Source organism: Belliella calami (assembly GCF_022549695.1).
GTDB classification, from domain to species: domain Bacteria; phylum Bacteroidota; class Bacteroidia; order Cytophagales; family Cyclobacteriaceae; genus Belliella; species Belliella calami.
Window position 1 is genome coordinate 95,527 of sequence record NZ_JAKZGS010000014.1, and the last position, 21,556, is coordinate 117,082.

The 21,556-nt window shown below is 37.5% G+C and carries 18 protein-coding genes; 6 read left to right on the top strand and 12 right to left on the bottom strand.

All coding sequences use genetic code 11. The annotated features are described in order from the left end of the window. The first annotated feature begins 162 nt into the window (after positions 1 to 162). Together MM236_RS15150 and MM236_RS15155 are read left to right on the top strand one after the other, a co-directional pair. Positions 163 to 1,236: an aldose epimerase family protein gene (locus tag MM236_RS15150; RefSeq protein ID WP_241275833.1), complete on the top strand. Its 1,074-nt coding sequence runs from the start codon at positions 163 to 165 to the stop codon at positions 1,234 to 1,236. 12 nt (positions 1,237 to 1,248) lie between these two features. Continuing rightward, positions 1,249 to 2,388 carry a galactokinase gene (locus MM236_RS15155; RefSeq protein ID WP_241275834.1) on the top strand — a complete coding sequence of 380 codons (1,140 nt, stop codon included), beginning with the start codon at positions 1,249 to 1,251 and terminating at the stop codon, positions 2,386 to 2,388. Between the two features lie 140 nt (positions 2,389 to 2,528). Here the strand turns inward: MM236_RS15155 and MM236_RS15160 are convergent, their stop codons facing one another. The 10 genes from MM236_RS15160 to MM236_RS15205 form a co-directional block, all read right to left on the bottom strand. Next, positions 2,529 to 3,113 (bottom strand): porin family protein, encoded by a 585-nt coding sequence (locus MM236_RS15160; protein WP_241275835.1) that lies wholly within the window; start codon positions 3,111 to 3,113, stop codon positions 2,529 to 2,531. 311 nt (positions 3,114 to 3,424) lie between these two features. Then, positions 3,425 to 4,813: a sodium-dependent transporter gene (locus tag MM236_RS15165; protein ID WP_241275836.1), complete on the bottom strand. Its 1,389-nt coding sequence runs from the start codon at positions 4,811 to 4,813 to the stop codon at positions 3,425 to 3,427. A gap of 39 nt (positions 4,814 to 4,852) precedes the next feature. Further along, entirely contained in the window at positions 4,853 to 5,764 is a 912-nt protein-coding gene (locus tag MM236_RS15170; protein ID WP_241275837.1) for an SDR family oxidoreductase, read from the bottom strand. A gap of 1 nt (position 5,765) precedes the next feature. Next, a complete protein-coding gene (locus MM236_RS15175; RefSeq protein ID WP_241275838.1) occupies positions 5,766 to 6,611 on the bottom strand; it encodes a peptidylprolyl isomerase in 846 nt (281 codons plus the stop codon). Continuing rightward, on the bottom strand, positions 6,608 to 7,543 hold the full coding sequence (gene hemC / locus MM236_RS15180) for a hydroxymethylbilane synthase (protein WP_241275839.1): 936 nt from the start codon (positions 7,541 to 7,543) through the stop codon (positions 6,608 to 6,610). The genes MM236_RS15175 and hemC overlap by 4 nt, the downstream gene beginning before the upstream one ends. Beyond that, positions 7,543 to 8,451, bottom strand: coding sequence for a 30S ribosomal protein S6--L-glutamate ligase (gene rimK, locus MM236_RS15185; RefSeq protein WP_241275840.1), 909 nt, complete (start codon positions 8,449 to 8,451; stop codon positions 7,543 to 7,545). Before rimK ends, hemC begins: the two co-directional genes overlap by 1 nt. Next, positions 8,448 to 8,879 carry an ATP-dependent zinc protease family protein gene (locus tag MM236_RS15190; protein ID WP_241275841.1) on the bottom strand — a complete coding sequence of 144 codons (432 nt, stop codon included), beginning with the start codon at positions 8,877 to 8,879 and terminating at the stop codon, positions 8,448 to 8,450. Before MM236_RS15190 ends, rimK begins: the two co-directional genes overlap by 4 nt. A gap of 2 nt (positions 8,880 to 8,881) precedes the next feature. After that, entirely contained in the window at positions 8,882 to 10,021 is a 1,140-nt protein-coding gene (locus tag MM236_RS15195) for a DNA polymerase III subunit (protein WP_241275842.1), read from the bottom strand. Positions 10,022 to 10,030: 9 nt separating this feature from the next. Continuing rightward, positions 10,031 to 11,230, bottom strand: coding sequence for a GlmU family protein (locus MM236_RS15200; RefSeq protein ID WP_241275843.1), 1,200 nt, complete (start codon positions 11,228 to 11,230; stop codon positions 10,031 to 10,033). Positions 11,231 to 11,304: 74 nt separating this feature from the next. After that, entirely contained in the window at positions 11,305 to 11,550 is a 246-nt protein-coding gene (locus MM236_RS15205; protein WP_241275844.1) for a type B 50S ribosomal protein L31, read from the bottom strand. Between the two features lie 211 nt (positions 11,551 to 11,761). On the opposite strand from MM236_RS15205, the gene MM236_RS15210 reads away from it, so the two are divergent. Next, the gene (locus tag MM236_RS15210; protein WP_241275845.1) at positions 11,762 to 13,444 is read left to right on the top strand and encodes a hypothetical protein; all 1,683 of its coding nucleotides are present in this window, start codon (positions 11,762 to 11,764) and stop codon (positions 13,442 to 13,444) included. Here MM236_RS15210 and MM236_RS15215 read toward each other — a convergent pair. After that, positions 13,434 to 16,004 carry a hypothetical protein gene (locus tag MM236_RS15215; RefSeq protein ID WP_241275846.1) on the bottom strand — a complete coding sequence of 857 codons (2,571 nt, stop codon included), beginning with the start codon at positions 16,002 to 16,004 and terminating at the stop codon, positions 13,434 to 13,436. The genes MM236_RS15210 and MM236_RS15215 overlap by 11 nt on opposite strands. Positions 16,005 to 16,031: 27 nt before the next feature. Continuing rightward, positions 16,032 to 17,042: a hypothetical protein gene (locus tag MM236_RS15220; protein WP_241275847.1), complete on the bottom strand. Its 1,011-nt coding sequence runs from the start codon at positions 17,040 to 17,042 to the stop codon at positions 16,032 to 16,034. Positions 17,043 to 17,389: 347 nt separating this feature from the next. Here MM236_RS15220 and MM236_RS15225 point away from each other — a divergent pair, with 347 nt between their 5' ends. The 3 genes from MM236_RS15225 to MM236_RS15235 all read left to right on the top strand — a co-directional run bounded on the left by MM236_RS15225 (position 17,390) and on the right by MM236_RS15235 (position 21,245). Further along, positions 17,390 to 19,222, top strand: coding sequence for an ABC transporter ATP-binding protein (locus MM236_RS15225; protein ID WP_241275848.1), 1,833 nt, complete (start codon positions 17,390 to 17,392; stop codon positions 19,220 to 19,222). Between the two features lie 37 nt (positions 19,223 to 19,259). Continuing rightward, on the top strand, positions 19,260 to 19,625 hold the full coding sequence (locus tag MM236_RS15230) for a hypothetical protein (protein WP_241275849.1): 366 nt from the start codon (positions 19,260 to 19,262) through the stop codon (positions 19,623 to 19,625). A gap of 81 nt (positions 19,626 to 19,706) precedes the next feature. After that, entirely contained in the window at positions 19,707 to 21,245 is a 1,539-nt protein-coding gene (locus tag MM236_RS15235; protein ID WP_241275850.1) for a YifB family Mg chelatase-like AAA ATPase, read from the top strand. Positions 21,246 to 21,556: the final 311 nt, after the last annotated feature.

Here is a 21,556-nt window from a genome sequence, read left to right on the forward strand (position 1 = left end):
TTTTATTTTTGTTTATGTGGAAGAAAGCTGATATACAAAAAAAAATCAAGGTTTTGAAGTCTTTTGAAGGCTGAAAATCAATAATTATCAATCAATTTGCTTAAGAATTGGGTAATTAAATTTTCAGCCTTTATTTTTAGCATCCAAACCTATTAAACAATAATGCTTATCAAACCTGCAATCACTGCCCAACCATTTGGAAAGACTCTGGATGGCGAAGATGTAAAACTTTATACAATCGAAATCCCTGGGGTAATAAAAGCTTCAATCATGGATTATGGCGCTACCCTTACTCACTTATTTGTTCCTGATAGGGATGGAAAGATGGCCGATGTCGTACTCGGTTTCGATAATTTTGATGGTTATCAGAAAAAAGAGTATCTAGACAACTATTGCTATATAGGATCTACAGTTGGAAGAATTGGAGGGAGAATTAAAGGAAACCAATTTGAATTGGATGGGAAAAATTATATTCTCGAGCCAAACAATGGGAAAACACATCTGCATGGCGGAAAAGAAGGCTGGGATAGAAAGTTATGGGAAGCGGAGTCCTTCAGCGATGAAGATTCTTTTGGCGTAACATTTTCTATGATTAGTCCAGATGGAGAAGGTGGATATCCTGGTACGATTAGGTTTAAAGTGACTTATCTGGTCAATCCTCAAGGTGAACTGACATTAAAGTACCAAGGCACTACCGATAAAGTGACAATTTTAAACCCTACAAATCATTCCTATTTTAATTTGAGTGGGGATTTTTCAAAAAGTATTTTAGATCATGAGTTTCAAATCTCAGCTAATAATTTTCTCCCAATGGATGAAAATAGTATGCCTACAGGTGAGTTGAAAGATGTGAGGAATACTCCATTTGATTTTTTAGAAGGAAAAAAAATTGGGCAAGCAATAGATAGAGAAGTTGAACAAATTAAGTTTGGAAATGGGATAGATCATTCATTTGCCTTAGATTTTCAAGAAAATTGCGCGAAATTATATGATCCAATAAGTGGAAGATTGCTGGAATTATCTACTACTGAACCTGGGGTTCAAGTGTATACATCCAATTATTTGAATGGTAATATAAAAGGAAAAAATGATGTGGCTTATGGTCAACATTGTGCTATCTGCTTGGAAACACAGCACTTTCCCGACAGCATCAACCAACAAAGCTTTCCCTCTGTTATATTAAGGCAAGGAGAAATCTTCTCATCCAAAACTATTTTTAAATTTTCTACCCATTAAGCATTTAAATCCATGTTTCAATCTATCAAAAATACTTTCATAGATCTATTTGATCAAGAACCATTACTTGTTTATTCTCCTGGTCGGATTAATTTGATTGGTGAGCATACAGATTATAACGGGGGCTTTGTATTGCCTGCGGCTATTGATAAGAAAATGGTCGTTGCGATTGCAGAAAATGGCACCAACAAGGGAAGAATATATTCTGTTGATTTTGAGGATGAGTTTTCATTTGATTTAGAGTCATTTTCTCCAAAAAAGGGGCATTGGGCAACATACGTCATGGGTGTAGTCTCACAACTGCAACAAGCTGGCTATGATGTCAAAGGTTTTGATATGGTCTTTGGCGGAGATATTCCGGTAGGGGCTGGATTATCTTCTTCAGCTGCACTCGAATGCGCTGTTGGTTATGCTTTGTCTGAGTTGCTAGGGTTTGGGATTTCCAAGAAGTCACTCGTACATTATGCACAAAAAGCAGAGCATACATTTGCTGGAGTACAATGTGGGATTATGGATCAGTTCGCCTCTGTGATGGGTAAAAAAGACCATGCGATCCGTTTGGACTGTAGAACTTTGGATTTTGATTATTTTCCGATTGATTTGGGGAAATATAAAATCTTGCTAATTGATACCCAAGTAAAACATTCGCTGGCAGATAGCGCCTACAACAAGCGGAGGTTGGAGTGCGAAGAAGGTGTAAACGCCGCAAGAAAAATCCAAGCAGATGTACAAGATTTGAGGGACGTAAGTTTGGATTTGCTAGATCAACTCAATCTGAATGAGATAGTCTATAGAAGATGTCGATTTGTAGTGGAAGAAAACCAAAGAGTATTGGATTCTTGTGAGTTTCTTTCAAAAGGGGATTTGGATGGTTTTGGAAAAAAAGTGTATCAATCTCATGACGGTTTGAGTAAACTTTATGAAGTAAGTTGTGAAGAACTGGATTTTTTGGTCGATTTTACTAGAAAGGTTCCAGAAGTTTTGGGAAGCAGGATGATGGGTGGAGGTTTTGGTGGCTGTACGATAAATATTGTCCATGAAGATTACATAGCGCAGCTTCAAAAGGGAGTATCTGAAGCTTATGAGGAAAAATTCAATAAATTACCCAAGTTCTTTGTTGTGTCTCCTGAAGATGGCACAGGGTTGCTGTAATTACTATGGCTATCAATTTAGCTTGAAATTCAAAAGATTCATTCTTTGATCCAATTAAAATTAAAGAAAATTTATTATTTGATAAAAAAAGCTGTCTGGAATATCAATTTCGAGACAGCTTTTATATTTTTTTGATTTAATCAAAACAGTCGAAAACCGGCAGACAATACTAGCTGATTTTGCCTTTGATCAGTTTGGAATCCAGCTACGCTACTTGCGATTTTTCCAAGTGAGCTTTCGTATTTGGCATCTAAAATAAAGTTTCCAATATCTAGACCGATGCCTGCTTGATATCCAATAGTCGAACTTCTATAGTCGATATTTTGTGTGGAACCAATGGGGTCGTCGCCAAAAGACTGATCAAGTAAAATACTTGCAATAGGTCCTGCTTGGACTCTGAAAAAGCCTGCAAGTTTAAACCCAACCATCAAAGGAATATCTAGTCTGTTAAAATTGGTTTCTATCGTAGCATTGTTGTTTTCATCAAGAATAAAACCACCTGTACTTGTGTAGAGAAATTCTGGTTGAACAAAGATAGAAGCACCACCCATTCTCACAAAAGCTCCTACGTGGTAACCCAGTTTATCGTCCCCAGATTGGTACCCATCTCCATTCACTTTGATCGTAGATTGAGATACTCCAAACTTAGGTCCTATAGAGAAGTCTTGGGCTTGTAGGGTGTTTGTAAGGACGAATGCGAGCAAAAGTATAATGAGATTTTTCATGGGCGATTTTTCTTTGTTTGAACATTCTTCATCTAAGGTTGTAGAATGTTCATTTCGGTTATTATAACGTACTATTATATCACTATAGTTTATAAGGTTGAGATTCTTATTGTCTAATTTCCTGTGAAAATCTCATTGTTTGTATCAAAGGTGAGTTTAGTTTTTTGGGATTGATAAATTCTGATAGCAATTTGACCCAATTGGTTCTAATATCAATAAAAAATATTTAAAAAACATATGTTTATATTTAAAATTAAAGCGGGCACTCTGAAATTTCCAAAGTGCCCGCTTTAATTTAAATTTAAATTGAATTATCCGCCTTCTTGAGGTGTGCCAAATACACCAATCAAATCAAGTAATACCAATCCGATAACGATAGGGCAAACCCACTTGATAAAGAAAATCCAAGATTTTCTCAAAATGCCTTTGAATGCAGGAGAGCCTTCTGATAGTTCGTCTGCAAAGTCACTGATTTTTTTAGCCCAGCCTGTATACAAAGCAAGCATCATACAAATAACAACTACAGCGAATGTTCCAAATAAGAAATCCATGATGCCAAAAAATCCAATTTGAGTATTTCCTAAAAAGTTCAAAGTCATAGAATTGAAGAAATTTCCTTCAATTGAGGACAGGGCAGAAGGAACGGATAATGCCATTGCAGCAATACCAATAGTCCAAGCTGCTTTTTTTCTGCTCCATTTTTTTTCATCTATAAAATAAGAAACAGGCACCTCAAGCATCGAAATGCTCGACGTCAGCGCTGCTACCAACAATAGAAGGAAGAACATGGCTCCAATAAAGTTACCACCTGGCATGGCATCAAAAACCAATGGGAGGACTTCAAATACCAAAGCAGGTCCACCTGCAGGATCTTTTCCAGGTAATAATGCAAACAACGCAGGGAAAACCATCAAACCTCCCAATAAGGCTACCATGCTGTCCATACCAGCAATCCATCCAGAAGAAGCCACTATGTTGCTTTTACGTGGTAAGTAAGATCCAAATGTAATCATCAAACCCCATCCTACTGACATGGAAAAGAATGCTTGACCAAGTGCTTGAAGAATAACTTTTGTGGTGATTTTTGAAAAATCAGGATATAAATAATATTCAATCCCTGCACTAGCGCCTTCAAGAGTAACTGCTCTACCTGCTATAAATATGATAATTATAAAAAGAACTGGCATTAAGAATTTGGCGGCTTTTTCGATTCCTCCAGAAATACCACCCAATACTACCCCAATTGTCATCAAAATAAACACAAAACATAAAGGGATGACATACATTGGTGTGTCTTGAAACTCTTCGAAATCAATTGGTATGTTGATCAATTCGGTAAAAATATAGCCTATTGTCCAACCTGCAATCACAGAGTAATAACTCAATACACAGAAACAAACCAAAATACAAAGAACCCCTGCCAATTGCCAAAACTTGTTACCTCCAGTTTCTCTAATTGCACCGATTGGATTTTTTCCGGACTTTCGGCCCAGTGCTATTTCGTTTAATAACAAAGGAAGTCCGATTAACAAAACGCAGATGGCATACACAAAGACAAAAGCCCCTCCACCATTTTCACCTGTTAGATACGGGAATCTCCAAATGTTACCTAAACCTACAGCTGATCCTGCTGCTGCCATTATAAAACCTAGACTTGAGCCCCATTGACCTCTGCCTTCAGTGTCAGTATTAACTGCCATACCTTTCGAATAATTAGTTTTTGTTAGATTATTGAATTGTTAATAATTGGCTAATTTAAGTTGTTTTGCCAAAATACCAATTCCATCCATAAAACTTTTCGGGGAATACCCCAGGTCAGCTATTGCTTTTTCTATAATAAATCCTGTTTTCATCGGTCTTTCGGCATCTTGAGTAAACGAATGCGAATCTGTCTCTTTTATTTTTGTTTTGTCAAGTCCAAAATATGCTGCTGTTTGCATCGCCATTTCATACGGTGTCAGTACATCTTTACCAGAAATGTTATAAATCCCTACGGCTTGCTTTTGTGCAATTAGAAGACAACCATTGGCTAGGTCTTCAGCTAATGTAGGAGTTCTGATTTGGTCATTTACCAACTGAAGCGTTTCCCCTTTTTCCAAAGAATCTTTTACCCACAGAATAATATTTGATCGACTCATATCATTGGCAATACCATAGACCAATACAGTCCTGACTATTGACCATTTTATTGAAGATTTCTGAATAACGTTTTCGGCTTCCAATTTGGTCCAACCATAAAAATTAACAGGATTGGGGGTGGCATCTTCTCGGTAAGGACCATTTTCGCCATCAAAAATAAAATCAGTAGAAAGATGGATCAGATGCGCTTCATACTTTTCGCATGCTTCTACCAAATGTTTGACAGCTTCAATGTTGAGCTCTTTGCAAGCTTCTTTTTTACTTTCGCACTGATCTACATTTGTCATTGCGGCAGTATTAATGATATAATCCGGCTTCATTTTTCCGATTTCAGCCATTACCTGATCTCGATTTTGAATGTCCAAAGTCAACCAGTTTTGGATTTTCAAATCTTCCGGCAATCTACTTTCACCCAAGCCACTTGGTATAGCTTCAAAAACATTTTCTTCAATAATCTGTCGGACAAGTTTTTGACCAAGAAGCCCATTTGCCCCTGTAATCAATATTTTCATTTTACTTGGATTGTTCAAAGGCATATCCGAATTCTTTGGTGATTTTCTTTTTGTTCATTTGAGAAACACTCACTTTCATGTACACCGGTTCGATGGGTTTGTCAAGCGCAGCAGTTTTCTCTTGAGCGATAGCTTCCATTACTTCGATGCCTTTGATTATTTCTCCAAATACTGTGTATTCGTTGTCTAGATGAGGGGTGCCACCTTCTGATGTATAAGCTTCTATTTGTTGTGGTGTCATTTTCTTGTCAAGGCTTACGTTGTAAAACCCCTCAAGCTGCTCTTTAGTTTGTAGCATGATCATGTTTAATGAGTCAAACTCCTTTGCTTCATACAGCCTTAGATACTCTTTTCTCAGTTCCTTATTGCTTTCCAATCCAATAAATTGGTTGAATTTTTGCCCCAATTGACGCATATCAGTTACTAGTTCAGGTTTAGAATAAACTTTGCCATGAACTATATAAAACTGTGATCCGCTTGATGCTTTTTCAGGGTTGGCATTATCCCCTAATCGGGCAGCGGCTATCATTCCTTTTTTGTGAATGTGTTTTGGGTTAATCTCTGCTGGAACAGTGTACCATTCTTCCTGTGGTAATTTTTCTTTTCCAAATACATCTCCTCCCTGTATCATAAAGTTCTCAATTATTCTATGAAATTGAGTTGAATCAAACCGACCCCCTTCTGCAAGTTTAATGAAATTGTTTTTGTGTTTTGGGGTATCGTCAAATAATAAAGCGTACATGTCACCATGTCTAGTCTCTATCTTTACTAAATGATCTTTCTCTACTGAGCAGCTCAAAAGTCCTGAGATGCAAAGTAGTATGTTTAATACTCGGGTAATTTTCATTTGTTAAGTGTGGCTTTAATCTCTTTTAATATTCTATCACCTCCAGAATTCAAAACTTTCTCAGCGAGTAGCTTGCCAAGAATATCGGCTTCTTCCAAATCGCCAGCTACTTCATGTACTATTCTATCTTTACCATCAAGGCTGACAATGCCTCCTTTTAGTGAAAGGGAGTCATTAGTGTAAGTCGCCAGAGCAAAGACGGGGATGCTGCATCCTCCCTCTAGTACCCTCAAATAGGACCTTTCGGCAGTCAATCTGAACCCAGTTTCTTCATGGTGCGTGGCTTTTATTATTTTTGACTTGATTTCAGCATCTAACGAAGTAGAAGCTTCAATAGCCACGCTTCCTTGTCCCACAGCTGGTGTAAATTCATCCAAAGAAAGCTTGTGCCTGATCAAGTCATCATAGCCCATTCTGTGGGCGCCAGCATAAGCCAATAGAAGCGCATCGCATAGTCCAGATTCCATTTTTGAAATTCTTGTTTGCAAATTACCCCTAACTTCTACAGTTTGAATATGTGGATAATAATGTTTTAAAGTTGCAACTCTTCTTGTGGAGGAGGTTCCCAGTATCAATGGTTTATCACTGTTTTTGTAATCAATATTGGGGTTGTGGCTTAGGATAATGTCGTTGACTTCCTCCCTTTCGGTGAATGCGATGATTTCGAAACCCTCTGGGAGTGAAGATTGCATGTCTTTTGCGCTATGAACAGCAATATCTACTGCACCACTCGCAAGCTGATCTTCCAGTTCTTCGGTGAATACTCCCTTGCTTCCGATCTTGGCAATTGACACGTCAAGGATCTTGTCACCTTTGGTATCGATGATCACGATTTCACTTGAGAGTCCTTGAGCTTCCAATAAATCTGCAACATGGTAAGCTTGCCATAGAGCAAGTTTGCTCCCACGAGTGCCAATTTTAATATTTTGCATTATTCTTTGATTTTTCTTTTTGGAACTTTCTTGGATACAGACTCTTCTACAAACTTTATTATCTCTCCAGCAATATTGATTCCTGTGGCTTTTTCGATTCCTTCCAAACCAGGAGAGCTATTTACTTCAAGGATAAGAGGTCCTCTTGAAGACTGAAGCATATCTACTCCTGCTATGTCTAACCCCAAAGCTTTGGCCGCTCCAAGGGCTGCAGCTTTTTCTGCCCTAGAAAGTTTGATGATTGTAGCTTTCCCACCTCTATGAAGGTTGGATCGGAATTCACCTTCAGCTCCTTGACGTTTCATCGCTCCGACTACTTTGCCATTTACAATGAATGCTCGGATGTCTGCTCCTTTGGCTTCTTTGATGAACTCTTGTACAATAATTCGAGCCTTTAAGCCATGAAATGCTTCAATTACTGACTGGCCTGCTTTTTTGGTTTCGGCTAATACTACGCCAAGCCCTTGTGTACCTTCCAAAAGTTTGATGATCAAAGGAGCTCCACCGACATGCTCAATCAAGGTTTTTTCTCCTCCTTTAGAAAAATTGGTAAAAGCTGTTTTTGGCATTCCCAATCCTGCTTTTGATAGGATTTGAAGACTTCTCAGCTTATCTCGACTTCTTACAATAGCCTGAGATTCTACTGCCGAAAATGTGCCCATCAGTTCAAATTGACGGACGACAGCTGTACCGTAAAAAGTGACAGACGCTCCGATTCTTGGGATTATAGCGTCTACGCCCAAAACTTTCTCGCCCTTGTAAATGATAGATGGGCCTTCTTGTTCGATAATAATATCACATAGTGAATGATCTATAATCACTACTTCATGTCCTGCAGCCAAGATTGCTTCATGCAATCGCTTCGTAGAATACAATTGGGAATTTCTGGATAGTATTGCAATTTTCATTTTTTTGATTTTTGGGATAAATTAACTTGAGAAACATCTACTAAAAAACGTCCCTGAAGCATCTTTCTGCCTAAAAGTATGGGGTTTCTCATTTTAGATCGATCAGTAAGCGTGAATTCCGCTTCGAATTCTTCATCAAACATAATAACTTTTGTACTTACTTTATATCTTATTTCAGCTTGTCCAAAAGAATTTTTAACTTTTTTTTGCGTGTAGTCTTTAGTTTGATGGATAATGTCTTTGTATTTCTTGTTGTCTAACGCAAGTACCTTGTAACTCAATACCATCTCTCCATCGATCTCTCTTTCTTCCAAAAATGTGCAATGTATAGAGTTTGTGTAGGCACCTGTGTCAACCTTAGCTGGGATCATGTTTAATTTCCAGTTTGGTAAGGTAATTCTCTCCCTTCGTCCGATAGTTTTTTTCATGGTCATGCATTTGATTTTTTTCGCATAATTCTGGCCAGTTGAAATGATAAATCTGTGAAGAGGATCTTCGCACTTGCATTTCGCTCCAAGTGATAATGCGCTTGATTCATTCTTTTGTACATATTCGATATTTTTTCTTCATCTAGTACATGAAGTCCAAGATTTTCAATAAAACTTCTATCTTGTGGGACACTACGCATCAGTCCTGGGAGCTGGGATTTGCTCAAAATCACTTCTCTGAGTACATTCAATCCGCTGAGTAAGAGTGATTTTTGAGCTTCTTTGTCTTTTTGAGCAAAATCTTCAGCGAGACGCAAAATTTCTCCGATTTTTAATGTAAAGCATAATCTATACCAATCTCGTATCTGGGCGGTGTTTTCGTCTTGTACTTGATCTACCAATCTATAAGCCTCACGCATATTTCCATCTGCCAGTGGTGCTATTTGTTCTGCCGCTTCCTTCGAGCACATGCCTTCCAAAACTAGATGTTCTTTGATCTCTTCATCTGTAAAAGATCTGATCATCACCTTTTGGGTTCTGGATAGAATAGTGGTTAATAATTGCTCTGGTTGTGTGGTAAGCAAAAGGAATAGCGTTTTTTCGGGAGGTTCTTCCAAAACTTTTAATAGAGAGTTGGCAGCCTGCGTATTCATATATTCTGCTCCCCAGATCAACATGATTTTATAACCACCTTCAAATGATTTCAATGAAATGGTTTTTAGGATATTTCTAGCGGTTCCTCTTGAAATATTTAGCTGCTTTTTGTCTATGTTGTTATGGTATATCCAATCTGATATATTTCCATAACCTGTTGTCAATGCAAAGTTTCTAAAAGAAGCTATAAAATCAACTTTCTTCTTTTTGTCATCATCATCTTTCTCTTCTCCGGGAGCAGGTACTACAAAATTCATGTCTGGATGTATCAACTTTTCCATTTTGTGGCACGAAGGACATTGTCCACAAGCGTCTGATTCACTCGGGTTTTCGCAATGTAAGTAAGTGCAAAGTGCCAAGGACATTTGTAGGTTGGCGGATCCTTCTGGGCCATGAAACAATAAAGCATGTGCCAAGTGATTGTTTTGAACCGCTTGGATTATTCTTTCCTTTACTTCTGACAGTCCTGGAATGGATGAAAATAGCATATTTTTAGATTAAATAGTTTTGTCCCAAATTCGGTAATGCTTTGTCAATTCAAAAACCCTTTGAATTATTTCTTTTTCTGTTTCATCAAAATTCAGTCCTCTTCTGTTCATGACTGCTATGGCAACTTCTTCAAATTTTCTATATTGAAATGTTGTGAAACCTGCAGCTCCACCCCATGAAAATGAAGGGATAAAATTTCGTGGGTAGCCATCTCCAAATACATTTGCACCTACTCCAACTACAGTGCCTGTATTGAACATCGTATTGATTCCGGATTTGGAATGATCTCCCATCATCAAGCCGCAAAATTGCAAGCCTGTATTGGAAAAGCCTCCTTTGATATAATCCCAAACCTTAACCGAAGCATAGTTGTTTTTCAAATTAGAGGTATTTGTATCAGCTCCTAGATTGCACCATTCTCCCAAAACAGAATTTCCCATAAAGCCATCATGGCCTTTGTTGCTATATCCGAAAATAACGGAATTTGACACCTCACCACCTATCTTGGAATGTGGGCCAACAGTGATGTCTCCACGCATTTTGGCACCCATGTTTACAGTAGAGCTTTCGCATAATGCAAATGGTCCCCTGATCAATGCCCCTTCTTGGATTTCTGCGTTTTTCCCAATATAAATAGGTCCATTTTCAGCATTGAGGACAGCAGCTTTTATTTTTGCACCTTCCTCTATGAATATTTGGCTTTCATTGTAAAGAATTGTGTTGGGATCACTGATTCCAATTGACTTTCTTCCTGAGGTTATTAAGTTAAAGTCATTTTTGATTTCTTGGGCATTGAATTCAAATATGTTCCAAGTTTTTTGGATTAATGTAAAAGTCCCTTTGTATTCCACCTTGGATTTTTCCTTTGCGACATCATGATTGAATTCAGATGGAGTATCAGATTTTATTGCAAGCAAAGTCTGATTAAACCAGAGTGCTTGGTTTGGGTTAAGGGATAGGATGGCATCCCAAAGTTCTTGCGTTGGACATGCAGCGCCGTTGATCATTGTTGCACTTCCTTCTCTGTGACCAAATTTTTTGCTTAGATAATCTTGGGTGACAAAACCTGCCTTTTGGCCTGAGTATTTCTCCCATTTTTCACTGATTTTGAGTATCCCAACCCTGATGTCGGCAACTGGCCTTGTAAATGTAAATGGTAAAAGAGAACCGCGGATGGCGGCATCATCGAATAAAATAATATTGTCCATGCCACAAAAATAAAAAAGTCTCTCGGAAAACAATTTCCCAGAGACTTTTTAAACTCATATAAGAGTAATGAAGATTATTTCTTCGCGTATCTTCTGTTGAATTTCTCAACTCTACCAGCAGTATCCAATAGCATTTTCTTGCCAGTGTAGAAAGGGTGAGAGTTTGAGCTTACTTCAATCTTGAAAAGAGGATACTCTTTTCCATCTTCCCACTGAATAGTCTCAGAAGTCTCGATAGTAGATTTTGTTATGAACTTATACTCGCTTGAAGTGTCATAAAATACCACTTCTCTGTAGTTAGGATGAATATCTTTTCTCATTGTATTGTTATTTTTCTTAGATGCTTCTTTTCAAATAGAGCGCAAAGTTATTCTTTTTTGAAAAACCATCCAAATCAAATCATGTAATTTATTTCGAACTTTGCATGAAAATCTAAAATTATTGGTTTTTGATCTGTAAAAAAGGCTTAGGAGACCAATATTATTTAATGGCTTTTTATAGTTTTACAAAGTTAAGCTTTAAAACCACCTTATGAAAAAGTTTTTTTCACTGTCTTTCTTATCTATGCTAGTTATTGTGAGTGCCTTTGGACAGGGTGCTTACGCTCCTTTCAATAGAAATTACTATCATTTGATCGAAAGATATGAAATTCTAAAAGGGGAGATGAATCCAGTTTTTCATACTGGTGTCAAGCCTTACAGAAGGGATCATGTCGCTTCTTATTTAGGTGGTTATTTGACCGATTCCATTTTTTCAATAAATAGTGTTGATAACTTTAATCTAGACTACCTAAGAAATGATAACTGGGAATTTTCTTTGCCGGAAGCAGGAAATTCAACCAAGCCGTTTTTGGGGAAATTATACAGAAAGCAATCAGATTTCTTTCATTATAGGGATTCTGTTTTTGATGTTCATATCAATCCAGTTTTATACTTAGCAGGAGGTAGGGAGACAAATCAGGATGAGTTTAGGTTCAGAAATACTCGTGGGATTGAGCTCAGGGGTAGCATAGATAGAAAAATCGGTTTTTATACCTACCTCACCACCACCCAGATTGTATTCCCTTCATGGGTAGGTGCTTATGCCGAAAACAATGGAGCAGTGCCTGGGGAAGGTTTTTGGAAAGAGTATGGTGATGAGGGATATGGTTACTTTTCTGCGATGGGTCATCTTACTTTCAACATAAGTAAAAGCATAGAAGCTCAATTTGGGCATGATAGAAATTTTATTGGGGAAGGATATCGGTCCATGATTTTGTCGGATTTCTCAAACCCCTATGTTTTTTTTAAGTTGAATACGAAAATCTGGAAATTCAACCTAACTAATATATGGTCTCAGATGACTGCAGATGTGCTATACAACAGAGGCAGGCCTACAGATGGAAGATATCCCCAAAAATGGTTCTCGCACCATAGATTAGGGATCAATTTGGGAAAGAAATTGAATATTGGAGTTTTCGAATCTGTAATGGCTAACAGATTTGATTGGAATTATCTCAATCCAGTTATTTTTTACAGATGGGTGGAACATCAGCTTGGTACTCCTGACAAGGTAATGCTGGGATTTGATGGTAAATGGAATTTCACTCCTGGAATGCAGCTTTACGGTCAGTTTGCATTAGATGAATTTGTATTCAATGAGTTTTTTGGCATAGATGGGAAAAATTCAAGTAGAAATAAATATGCCATACAGGCAGGATATAAATATATCAATGCCTTCAAAATCTCCAATCTAGATCTTCAGCTGGAATTCAATCAAGCAAGACCATATACTTATCAAGAGAAATTTGAATATCAGGCTTTCAATAATTATAGAACACCATTGACACATCCAAGAGGTGCCAATTTCAGAGAGTTTATCGCAATTGTACGATATCAGCCGCTGCCGAGGTTGTCTTTAAATGCTACAGGTTTTTATCAACTTTTTGGAGCTGACCCAAGTGAAGACGTTAATTTCGGAGGTGATTTGCTCAAGAATAGACTTGTCACAAATACGGGACTTGGACTATTTGGGCATGTCATCGGGCAAGGAGTGGAAAACAGAGTGGCGATGGCGGCACTCAATGCAACATACATGCTTAAGCATAACCTCTTTCTCGATTTGAGTCACAGCTATCGAAGAAGAACAGCACAAAACCTTGATTCCCCTGAGTTCAATAACTTCACGCAATTAGGATTAAGGATGAACATTGTGGGACAGGATTTTAATTACTAGTTGTGTAGAATTCAAAATACTTGCAATAGGTCTTTACGTCTTCATAAAACGCTGTATGGTTGTAGGATTTCAGTTTTTTGAAATACTCCCTATAGCGTGTGTTTTTTATTTCGATTCGCTTCTTTTGTCTGTCTTGGTAATTCAAAGATGCCAAGTTGTTTAGGTCATCATCTTCTTGTGTACTGTAGAAAATCCCCTGCTCACACTTGGCAGCGGCAAAAAGAATATGGGCTTTCAATTCATCTTCTTTTGCGAGTTTCAATGCTTTATCAAAATACTCCAATGGCAGTTGGAAATCATCTGGAAACCATGTTTTAAATCCATAATTTTTAAAATATAGTGGATAGGATGGTTTTTGTACAACGTATTGCCCGCCCCAGCTTAGATAGTTGCTGTATTTACTGCCATTGCCATTAGAAGCATCAAATGCAAGTATATGGCGATAGTACCCAATAGTAGTTGTGTTGTAATAGAAATTACCTAACAAGTAATTGGCTTGAGCAGCTTTTTTACCTTTCTTTCTTGCTTCTTTTTCTAAACTGATCACAGCTTCTGAAAGCTCCCTTTTGTTCATCAGTGTCTTGATGAACGGGAAGTTTTCAAGATAGTCTACTTCTATTACTTTGTCTGCTTCACCGATCATGAGATCTTCGGGGCACTCAAAACACTCTATTCGATTGTATCCAAAAACACTGGCAGGTACATTAGAGTATCCGTCATAAAACACTTCATTAAGAAGATCTAATTGCTGAGTCGTGGTGTTGAAATCACCTTTGAATCTTGCATAATCTTCTGGAACTAAGTCAAATTGTTCTTTAGCATCATTAGCCTTTCCTTCACGGAGCAGCGTATTGCCTTTCACAAAAGCAATGTATACTGGTAAGTCAAAAGATTTATCTAAGACATATTTTCTGGTATCATAATCATAGTGTTTGGGTGTAATTGATGACATCAAATATTGCTCAAGTACATTTTTTTCTTCTTTATGATAAAATTCTTCTATCGCTTTTATGAGCTCTAAATCAGGGTTGTATTCCAAGTTTAAGATAGCATTCTGCAAAAGAAATGCTTTGGCATAGTCTTTTTGAAGAAGGTATCGGTTTGCTAGCACATCTATGATAAAATCATTGGTGGAGGGAGAATAGGATTCTCTTTCATTACCTTGAGAATTGCTGAATATATTGTATCGATTCACCAATATCTCTTCAAACTCAGGGCTGATCACAGGTTGTTCAGTTATGTGTAAAAGCATCTCAAGTTTGTCTTTTTGGGTTTTGTATTTAGCTTGTTTCACTAAGTCAAGTTGACCTTTGGAGGCATTGCTATTTTTTTGTATAAAGTAAATCCAAGCAGATGTAAGGTGCCAAAAATCAGCGTCTTCAACATCTTTGTTGTTCGATTGCTTTAAGGATGCTTCAAGCGTTTGGTCTAGAAATGTTTTGGATCGAGGGTTTGTGGTGAGAGGGATTCTCAGATCGCTTGCACTTTCCAAACAGTTTGGTTTGTCATATTGACAGTAATATTCTGTAGGGAAAAAGGAACGTTCCAATTGGTTGATGGCACGTGCCATAAGTACTTTCGCTTGAGGTGCGTTTGGGTCGTTTAGAATGATTTTGTCAAATGCGGCCAACGGGTTGTTGAAATCCTTAAATCCAAGCAATAAATACAGATCGTTTTTCTCTTGAATGCTTTTGGCAGAATTCAATAATTTCTCAAAATCCAAATCGGACGTAATCCGCATTGAGCTATAAGCTTGCGTTTTTTTGTTTTTGGTATGGGTAAAAAATTGGAAAAAATCATTCAAAGCCTGTACATGGTTTCCCAATCCACGTTCTGCCCCGCCTTTTTGATCCAAAGCGTAGTAGTACATAATAGGTCGATGATTTAGACTTTCTATGTGTGTGTCAAAATAAGTTATTGCTTCTGCAAATCGCAAATTGTAATGTGCAAAACGCACCAATTGATAGCCATATCGTAGCTTCAGATCTTTGTCAGTTTCGGCTTGCCAGCTACGTTCGAGAACATTGATGACTGTTTGGTATTCGAGTTCAGTTACATCTTTTTCAGGGCCATTACCCCAATAATTGTACCCTGTACTTTTTACAGCCATATAAGGCTCTAGGTATTTTGCATAAGCAATGTAGCGTAATGCTTGCTTGTGTTTTCTGATGAAAGATTCATCAATAAAATCAGGCATAGATGTACTGATTGTTTTTCCCTGAAGCAAAGAGTTGATGTCTTCACGTGAAGATTTGAACACTAGATAATGTGCGCTTTCATAAGGTATATCGAGATACTTTTGCCATTCCTCTATGTTTTCGTTCAATAAAGTAACTTCAGAAGGGTTTTGCTTTTCATTTTTTGAATAAAAGGCGCTTTCATATGTGAGAAGGAATGGTTCGTACTGAGTTTCGCCCATTGTTTCTTGCAAAAAGAGATTGTAATAGAAGTAATCTTCACCCCATCCTCCTGCGCAAAAGGAAACAGGTGCTTTGGGTGAAGTTGCTTCGGATAAATGGCTGAAAGCAAATAAAAGTGCAAACAAAAATATTTTTTTCATGATTAGATTTTTTTGATCAAATGCCAATTACTTTAAGTCATCAATAGAAAATCTCTCGATGAATACGCTGTCAAGATGATAATACACAATGTGATAAGGATGTTTGATTTTATTAGTTAGATAGTCTTTGGTATCTTTTAGTAATTCTGGAGTTATTGTTTCTACTTTAATCAAAAATCCTTTGTTCAACCATATTCCACGTAAAAACACATCTTCTTGTACCTCATAAGTATTAGCGTTCAATTTCAAATACTCAGGACTTTCCAAATGTTCATGACTAACGCCATTGATCAGCTTCTTTTTCCCTAGATGATTACTAATTATTCCCCAAGAGTATAAGGGCAAAGCAATGTCAAATTTTAGGGGGTATTCGTTGATTTTTTGCAAATAGTCTTTTAAAAGCTCAATATCTAATATAGAGTTTAAATCAGAATCATTTATTGGGTCTGATGTCGCATAAGCCATTAGGTACACTTTATCCACAGGAGGAACGCCGGTTGATTCCTTATACTTGACCTGATGAAGTCGCAATGTGCTGGAAACTTCCTTTTGGGAGACTGTTTTTAAGGTACTAAGAAATGAGAAAAAGGAATCTTTTGTACTTGAAGTCCAGTCGCAATCAATTTGAATTTCTTGGAATTGAGCTTGGCTATTGGTAGAAATCAGCTTGTTGATAAGAGACCAAACATCCTTAGCTAATTGTTGGTTTTCTACTTCAGTTAGACCTGAAAATACTCGGTTGGTTATAAATACCACAGGGATGTACTCCGCTTCAAGTGCATCTGTACGGAATGAATCTATAACGCCCTTCGGGTTTGGACTACTCCCTTCCTTGTCAACATCAAACAGTCTGACGTATAGTTTTGTGGAGTTGAGTGATCCAAAAGTTTCTTTTTCGGACTTTTCTATTTTGAACTCACTTTTCCAATAGTAAAAATCCACATCATGTGGCACAGGATCTTTGCAAGAAAAGAACACAGAAGCGAGAAAGAACAACAATATGAAATTGCGGATGATGTAATTGATCAAAATTTTCATCTATTAAAAACTTATCCAAAATTACACTTTATCCATATAGAATAGTAGTTATAGATAGATAAAATTACTTTTAATTAATAAACTAATGAAGAGGGTAAGACCTGTTAGAATTATTTTTGATATAAATACATTTGCCTTTTTCGAAATGAAGGCAAAATATAAATTGTAATCCTATCAGTTTTTTTTGACTAGATGGAATTTTCACAGATGGAAATTTATAAGAAATAGTCTTTTCATTCACTTGGATTTTTGTTGGAGAATACTGCTGTTGGAAATCAAGAAACGACAATACACCCAAAGAGTATGTAAAATTAATTAACTTGCGACCTTGAACCCCATTTGCTTACATGAATACTTATTTTAGAATACTTTCCTACGCCCGACCATTTAGGAGGTTTATACCCATTTATGTAGTATATACGCTCCTGGCAATCATTTTTGGACTTTTGAATTTCACATTGCTCAAGCCTCTTTTTGATGTTATTTTCGAGCAAAATGGGCCAGTCGATGTTTCAAAATACTTTGAAAAGCCAGAGTTTTCTTTAACCATAGATTACTTTTTGCATTTGTTCAATTACTATTTCCTTCAGGTATCTGAACAATATGGCAAATTTGGAACACTCGTTTATGTCTGTATCATTATTGTGATTTCAGTTTTTTTGGCTAATCTCTTTACATACTTGTCGGGAGTAGTTTTGGCGAAAGTCAGGGCAGAGGTGATCAAAAAAATGAGGATGGATATTTTTGAAAAAGTCACAAAAATGCATATTGGCTATTTTTCAAATGAGAGAAAGGGGGACTTGATGTCAAAGATGACAAATGACATTCAGGAAGTCGAGAATAGTGTAGTGCAGTCACTTAGAGTAGTGTTTAGAGAGCCGGCAACGATTATTTTATATTTTTCCGTATTGTTTTTTATGTCTGTCAAACTAACCCTCTTCACTATTTTGGTGATCCCAATATCAGGGGCAATTATTGGAGGGATTACAAAAAGGCTTAAGAAGAAAGCTATAGAAAGCCAAGAGTCTTTGGGGAGAATAGTCAATATTTTGGACGAGACGATAGGCGGGATGCGTGTAATCAAAGCTTTTGGTGCAAGAAAATACATTACAGATAAATTTGACCAAGAGACAGATTATTACTCTGATGTAAATGTGTCAATGGCAAAAAAGAACGAGCTTGCTTCCCCAATTTCCCAGTTTATGGGAGTTTCTGTGGTTGCGGCAATTTTGGTTTATGGAGGAGCGTTGGTTTTGAATAACAATTCAGACCTTAGTGCGAGTGATTTTATTACGTATATCATCATTTTCACACAAGTTTTGAATCCAGCCAAAGAAATTTCCAGAGCGGCCAGCGTTATCCAAAGGGGGTTGGCATCTGCAGAAAGGATTTTCAAAGTAGTTGACACCAAAAGTCAGATACAGAATGTCGCAAATCCGAAGGCAAACAACTCATTCGAAAAAGAAGTGTCATTCAAGAATGTTTTCTTTGGATATGAAAAAGTAGATGTACTTAAAGAGATTAATTTCAAGTTGCAGAAGGGGCAAACAATCGCTTTGGTAGGGCCTTCTGGAGGCGGTAAATCTACAATTGCAGACCTTGTCCCAAGATTTTATGATCCTACCAAAGGGAGCGTCACTATTGATGGAGTAGATTTGAAGGAAATCGAATTGACTAATTTGAGATCTTTGATGGGAATAGTCACACAAGAATCTATTTTGTTTAATGATACCGTATTTAATAACATTGCCTTTGGTTTAGAGGGAGTATCAGAGGAAAAAGTAATAGAAGCTGCGAAGATTGCCAATGCTCATGAGTTTATTGTTCATTTGGAAAAAGGTTACAACACTTCGATTGGAGAGAGAGGATCCAAACTATCCGGAGGTCAAAGGCAGAGATTAAGTATTGCCCGAGCAGTATTGAAAAACCCACCGATTTTGATACTGGATGAAGCTACATCAGCTTTGGATTCAGAATCGGAACTATTGGTACAGGAAGCATTGACAAAGCTTATGTCCAATAGGACAACTTTGGTGATAGCACATCGATTGAGCACTATTCAGCATGCAGATGAGATATTGGTAATTGAAAGAGGTGAAATTGTACAGAGAGGGACCCATCAAGCGTTGATGTCGGAAGAAGGTATTTACAAGAAACTTTCCACAATGCAGTCTGTTTAGTATATTTAAAGTCGGAATCTGAAAAATAAAGATATTTATGAAAAAATTCAATAACATCATGCAGTTGCTACTTGCACTGTTTTTCGCAATTAGTCTTATTTATTTCTTGGCCTTTGAAAGTACCAAAGGATTATTTGGAGTGACCGAACTACATTCTGGTACAGTTGTGACATTTTTATTGGTTGGTTTGATCCTTTTTTTAGCGACTTGGGGTACTTCATCCATGGTGATAAAAGGGGTTGAGAGAGCGTTGTCCAAAAAAGAGTTGGAGAAGAATGAGCTGAAAGCTAAGCTTTATGATCTTGAACAAGGCGTGAAATTGAGGGACTTGGAGAAAAAGATTGAGCAACCAGAAGAAGATAAGGAAAACTCAGGTATTAGGCCTAGGCAGAATTTTAAGTAAACCTTTGGTTGAATTGCATCTGTTTTTATTATATTAGGAAATCTTTTAGATTTCCTTTTTTGATGACATCATGTTTGAATTATGGTAGCAAAAACTTTTGGTAGTGCTGTTTCAGGTGTAGCTGCGAAGCTAATCACCATAGAAGTAAATGTTGGACAGGGTACAAACTTTTTCATGGTTGGTTTGCCAGATAGTGCTGTGAAAGAAAGTCAGCAGCGGGTAGAGTCAGCATTGAAATACTTTGGGTATAGGATGCCACGGCAAAAAGTTGTCATCAATTTGGCTCCAGCGGATATCCGAAAAGAAGGCTCATCTTATGATTTGCCTATTGCTTTGGGGATTTTGAAAGCCTCGGAGCAAGTGATCTTTCCAGAGCTTGATCAGTATGTGATTATGGGGGAGTTGGCTTTGGATGGAAAGTTAAGGCCTGTGAAAGGAGTTTTGCCAATAGCAATTGAAGCTAGAAAGCAAGGTTTCAAAGGATTTATTTTACCAAAGGAAAATGCTGCTGAAGCCTCTATAGTAAATAGTTTGGATATCATTGGGGTGGATTCCGTGGAAGAAGCCATCAAGTTTCTAGAAGGTGAATTGCCCATCGAGCCATTAGTGACTGACACGAGGGATATTTTTTATAATTCTCTGGAGCATTATGAGTTTGATTTTACAGATGTGCAAGGCCAGGAAAACATAAAAAGAGCAATGGAAATAGCAGCAGCAGGAGGGCACAATGTGATTATGATAGGTCCTCCCGGTGCTGGTAAAACCATGTTAGCTAAGCGTCTGCCTTCTATTTTACCACCGCTTTCATTGCAAGAGGCTTTGGAGACTACGAAGATACATTCTGTAGCAGGAAAACTAGGGAGAAATGCATCACTTATTTCCCAGAGGCCTTTTCGTTCGCCCCATCATACCATCTCTGATGTGGCATTGGTAGGCGGTGGAGGCAATCCACAACCAGGAGAAATTTCTCTTTCTCACAACGGTGTTTTGTTTTTGGATGAGTTGCCAGAATTCAAAAGGACAGTTTTAGAAGTTATGAGGCAGCCTTTGGAGGAGCGAAAAGTCACTATTTCAAGAGCTAAAGTTTCCGTGGATTATCCAGCAAACTTCATGTTGATAGCCAGTATGAATCCTTGCCCTTGTGGTTATTATAACCATCCCGAAAAAGAATGTGTGTGCGGCCCAGGTATCGTCCAAAGATATTTGAATAAGATAAGTGGACCTTTGCTTGATCGGATTGATTTGCATGTGGAGGTCACCCCAGTGAAATTTGACGAAATGACCTCTACAAGGAAAGCAGAATCAAGCAAATCTATCCGCGATCGGGTGATCAAAGGACGGGAACAACAAGTAATTCGTTTCGCCGAAAGTCCTGAAATTTTCTGTAACGCAATGATGCCTTCACACAAGGTTAAGGAGGTTTGTCAGATATCAGAAGCAGGCAAAGCATTGTTGAAGACAGCTATGGAACGTTTGGGGCTTTCTGCAAGGGCTTATGACAGGATATTGAAAGTAGCTAGGACAATCGCAGACTTGTCTCTAAGCGAGGATATAAAAGTGGAGCACTTAGCAGAAGCGATACAATATAGAAGTTTAGATAGAGAGGGCTGGGCAGGATAAGTGGTTCAAGTTGCATTTCATAATAAAAATTTCCTTTATTTTAACTTTACTTAATTAAAATTTTTATTTACAAGAAATACTATCGATATTTACTCGTATAAACGATAAAGTTAAAGTTGTTTCCATCACCTAGGAAATAAGGTTCCACCAGAATCTTAAAATTTCTTTTTTAAAGGCTGTCTTTTATAGGGCACAAAACAAACAGTACCAAAACGGCAAAACGGAAAATTGATTGAAAAACGGCTTTACGGCCGTTAAAGCGATATTTTTAAACGTTTTTAAACGGAACGGCTCACAAATCAAAACGTCCT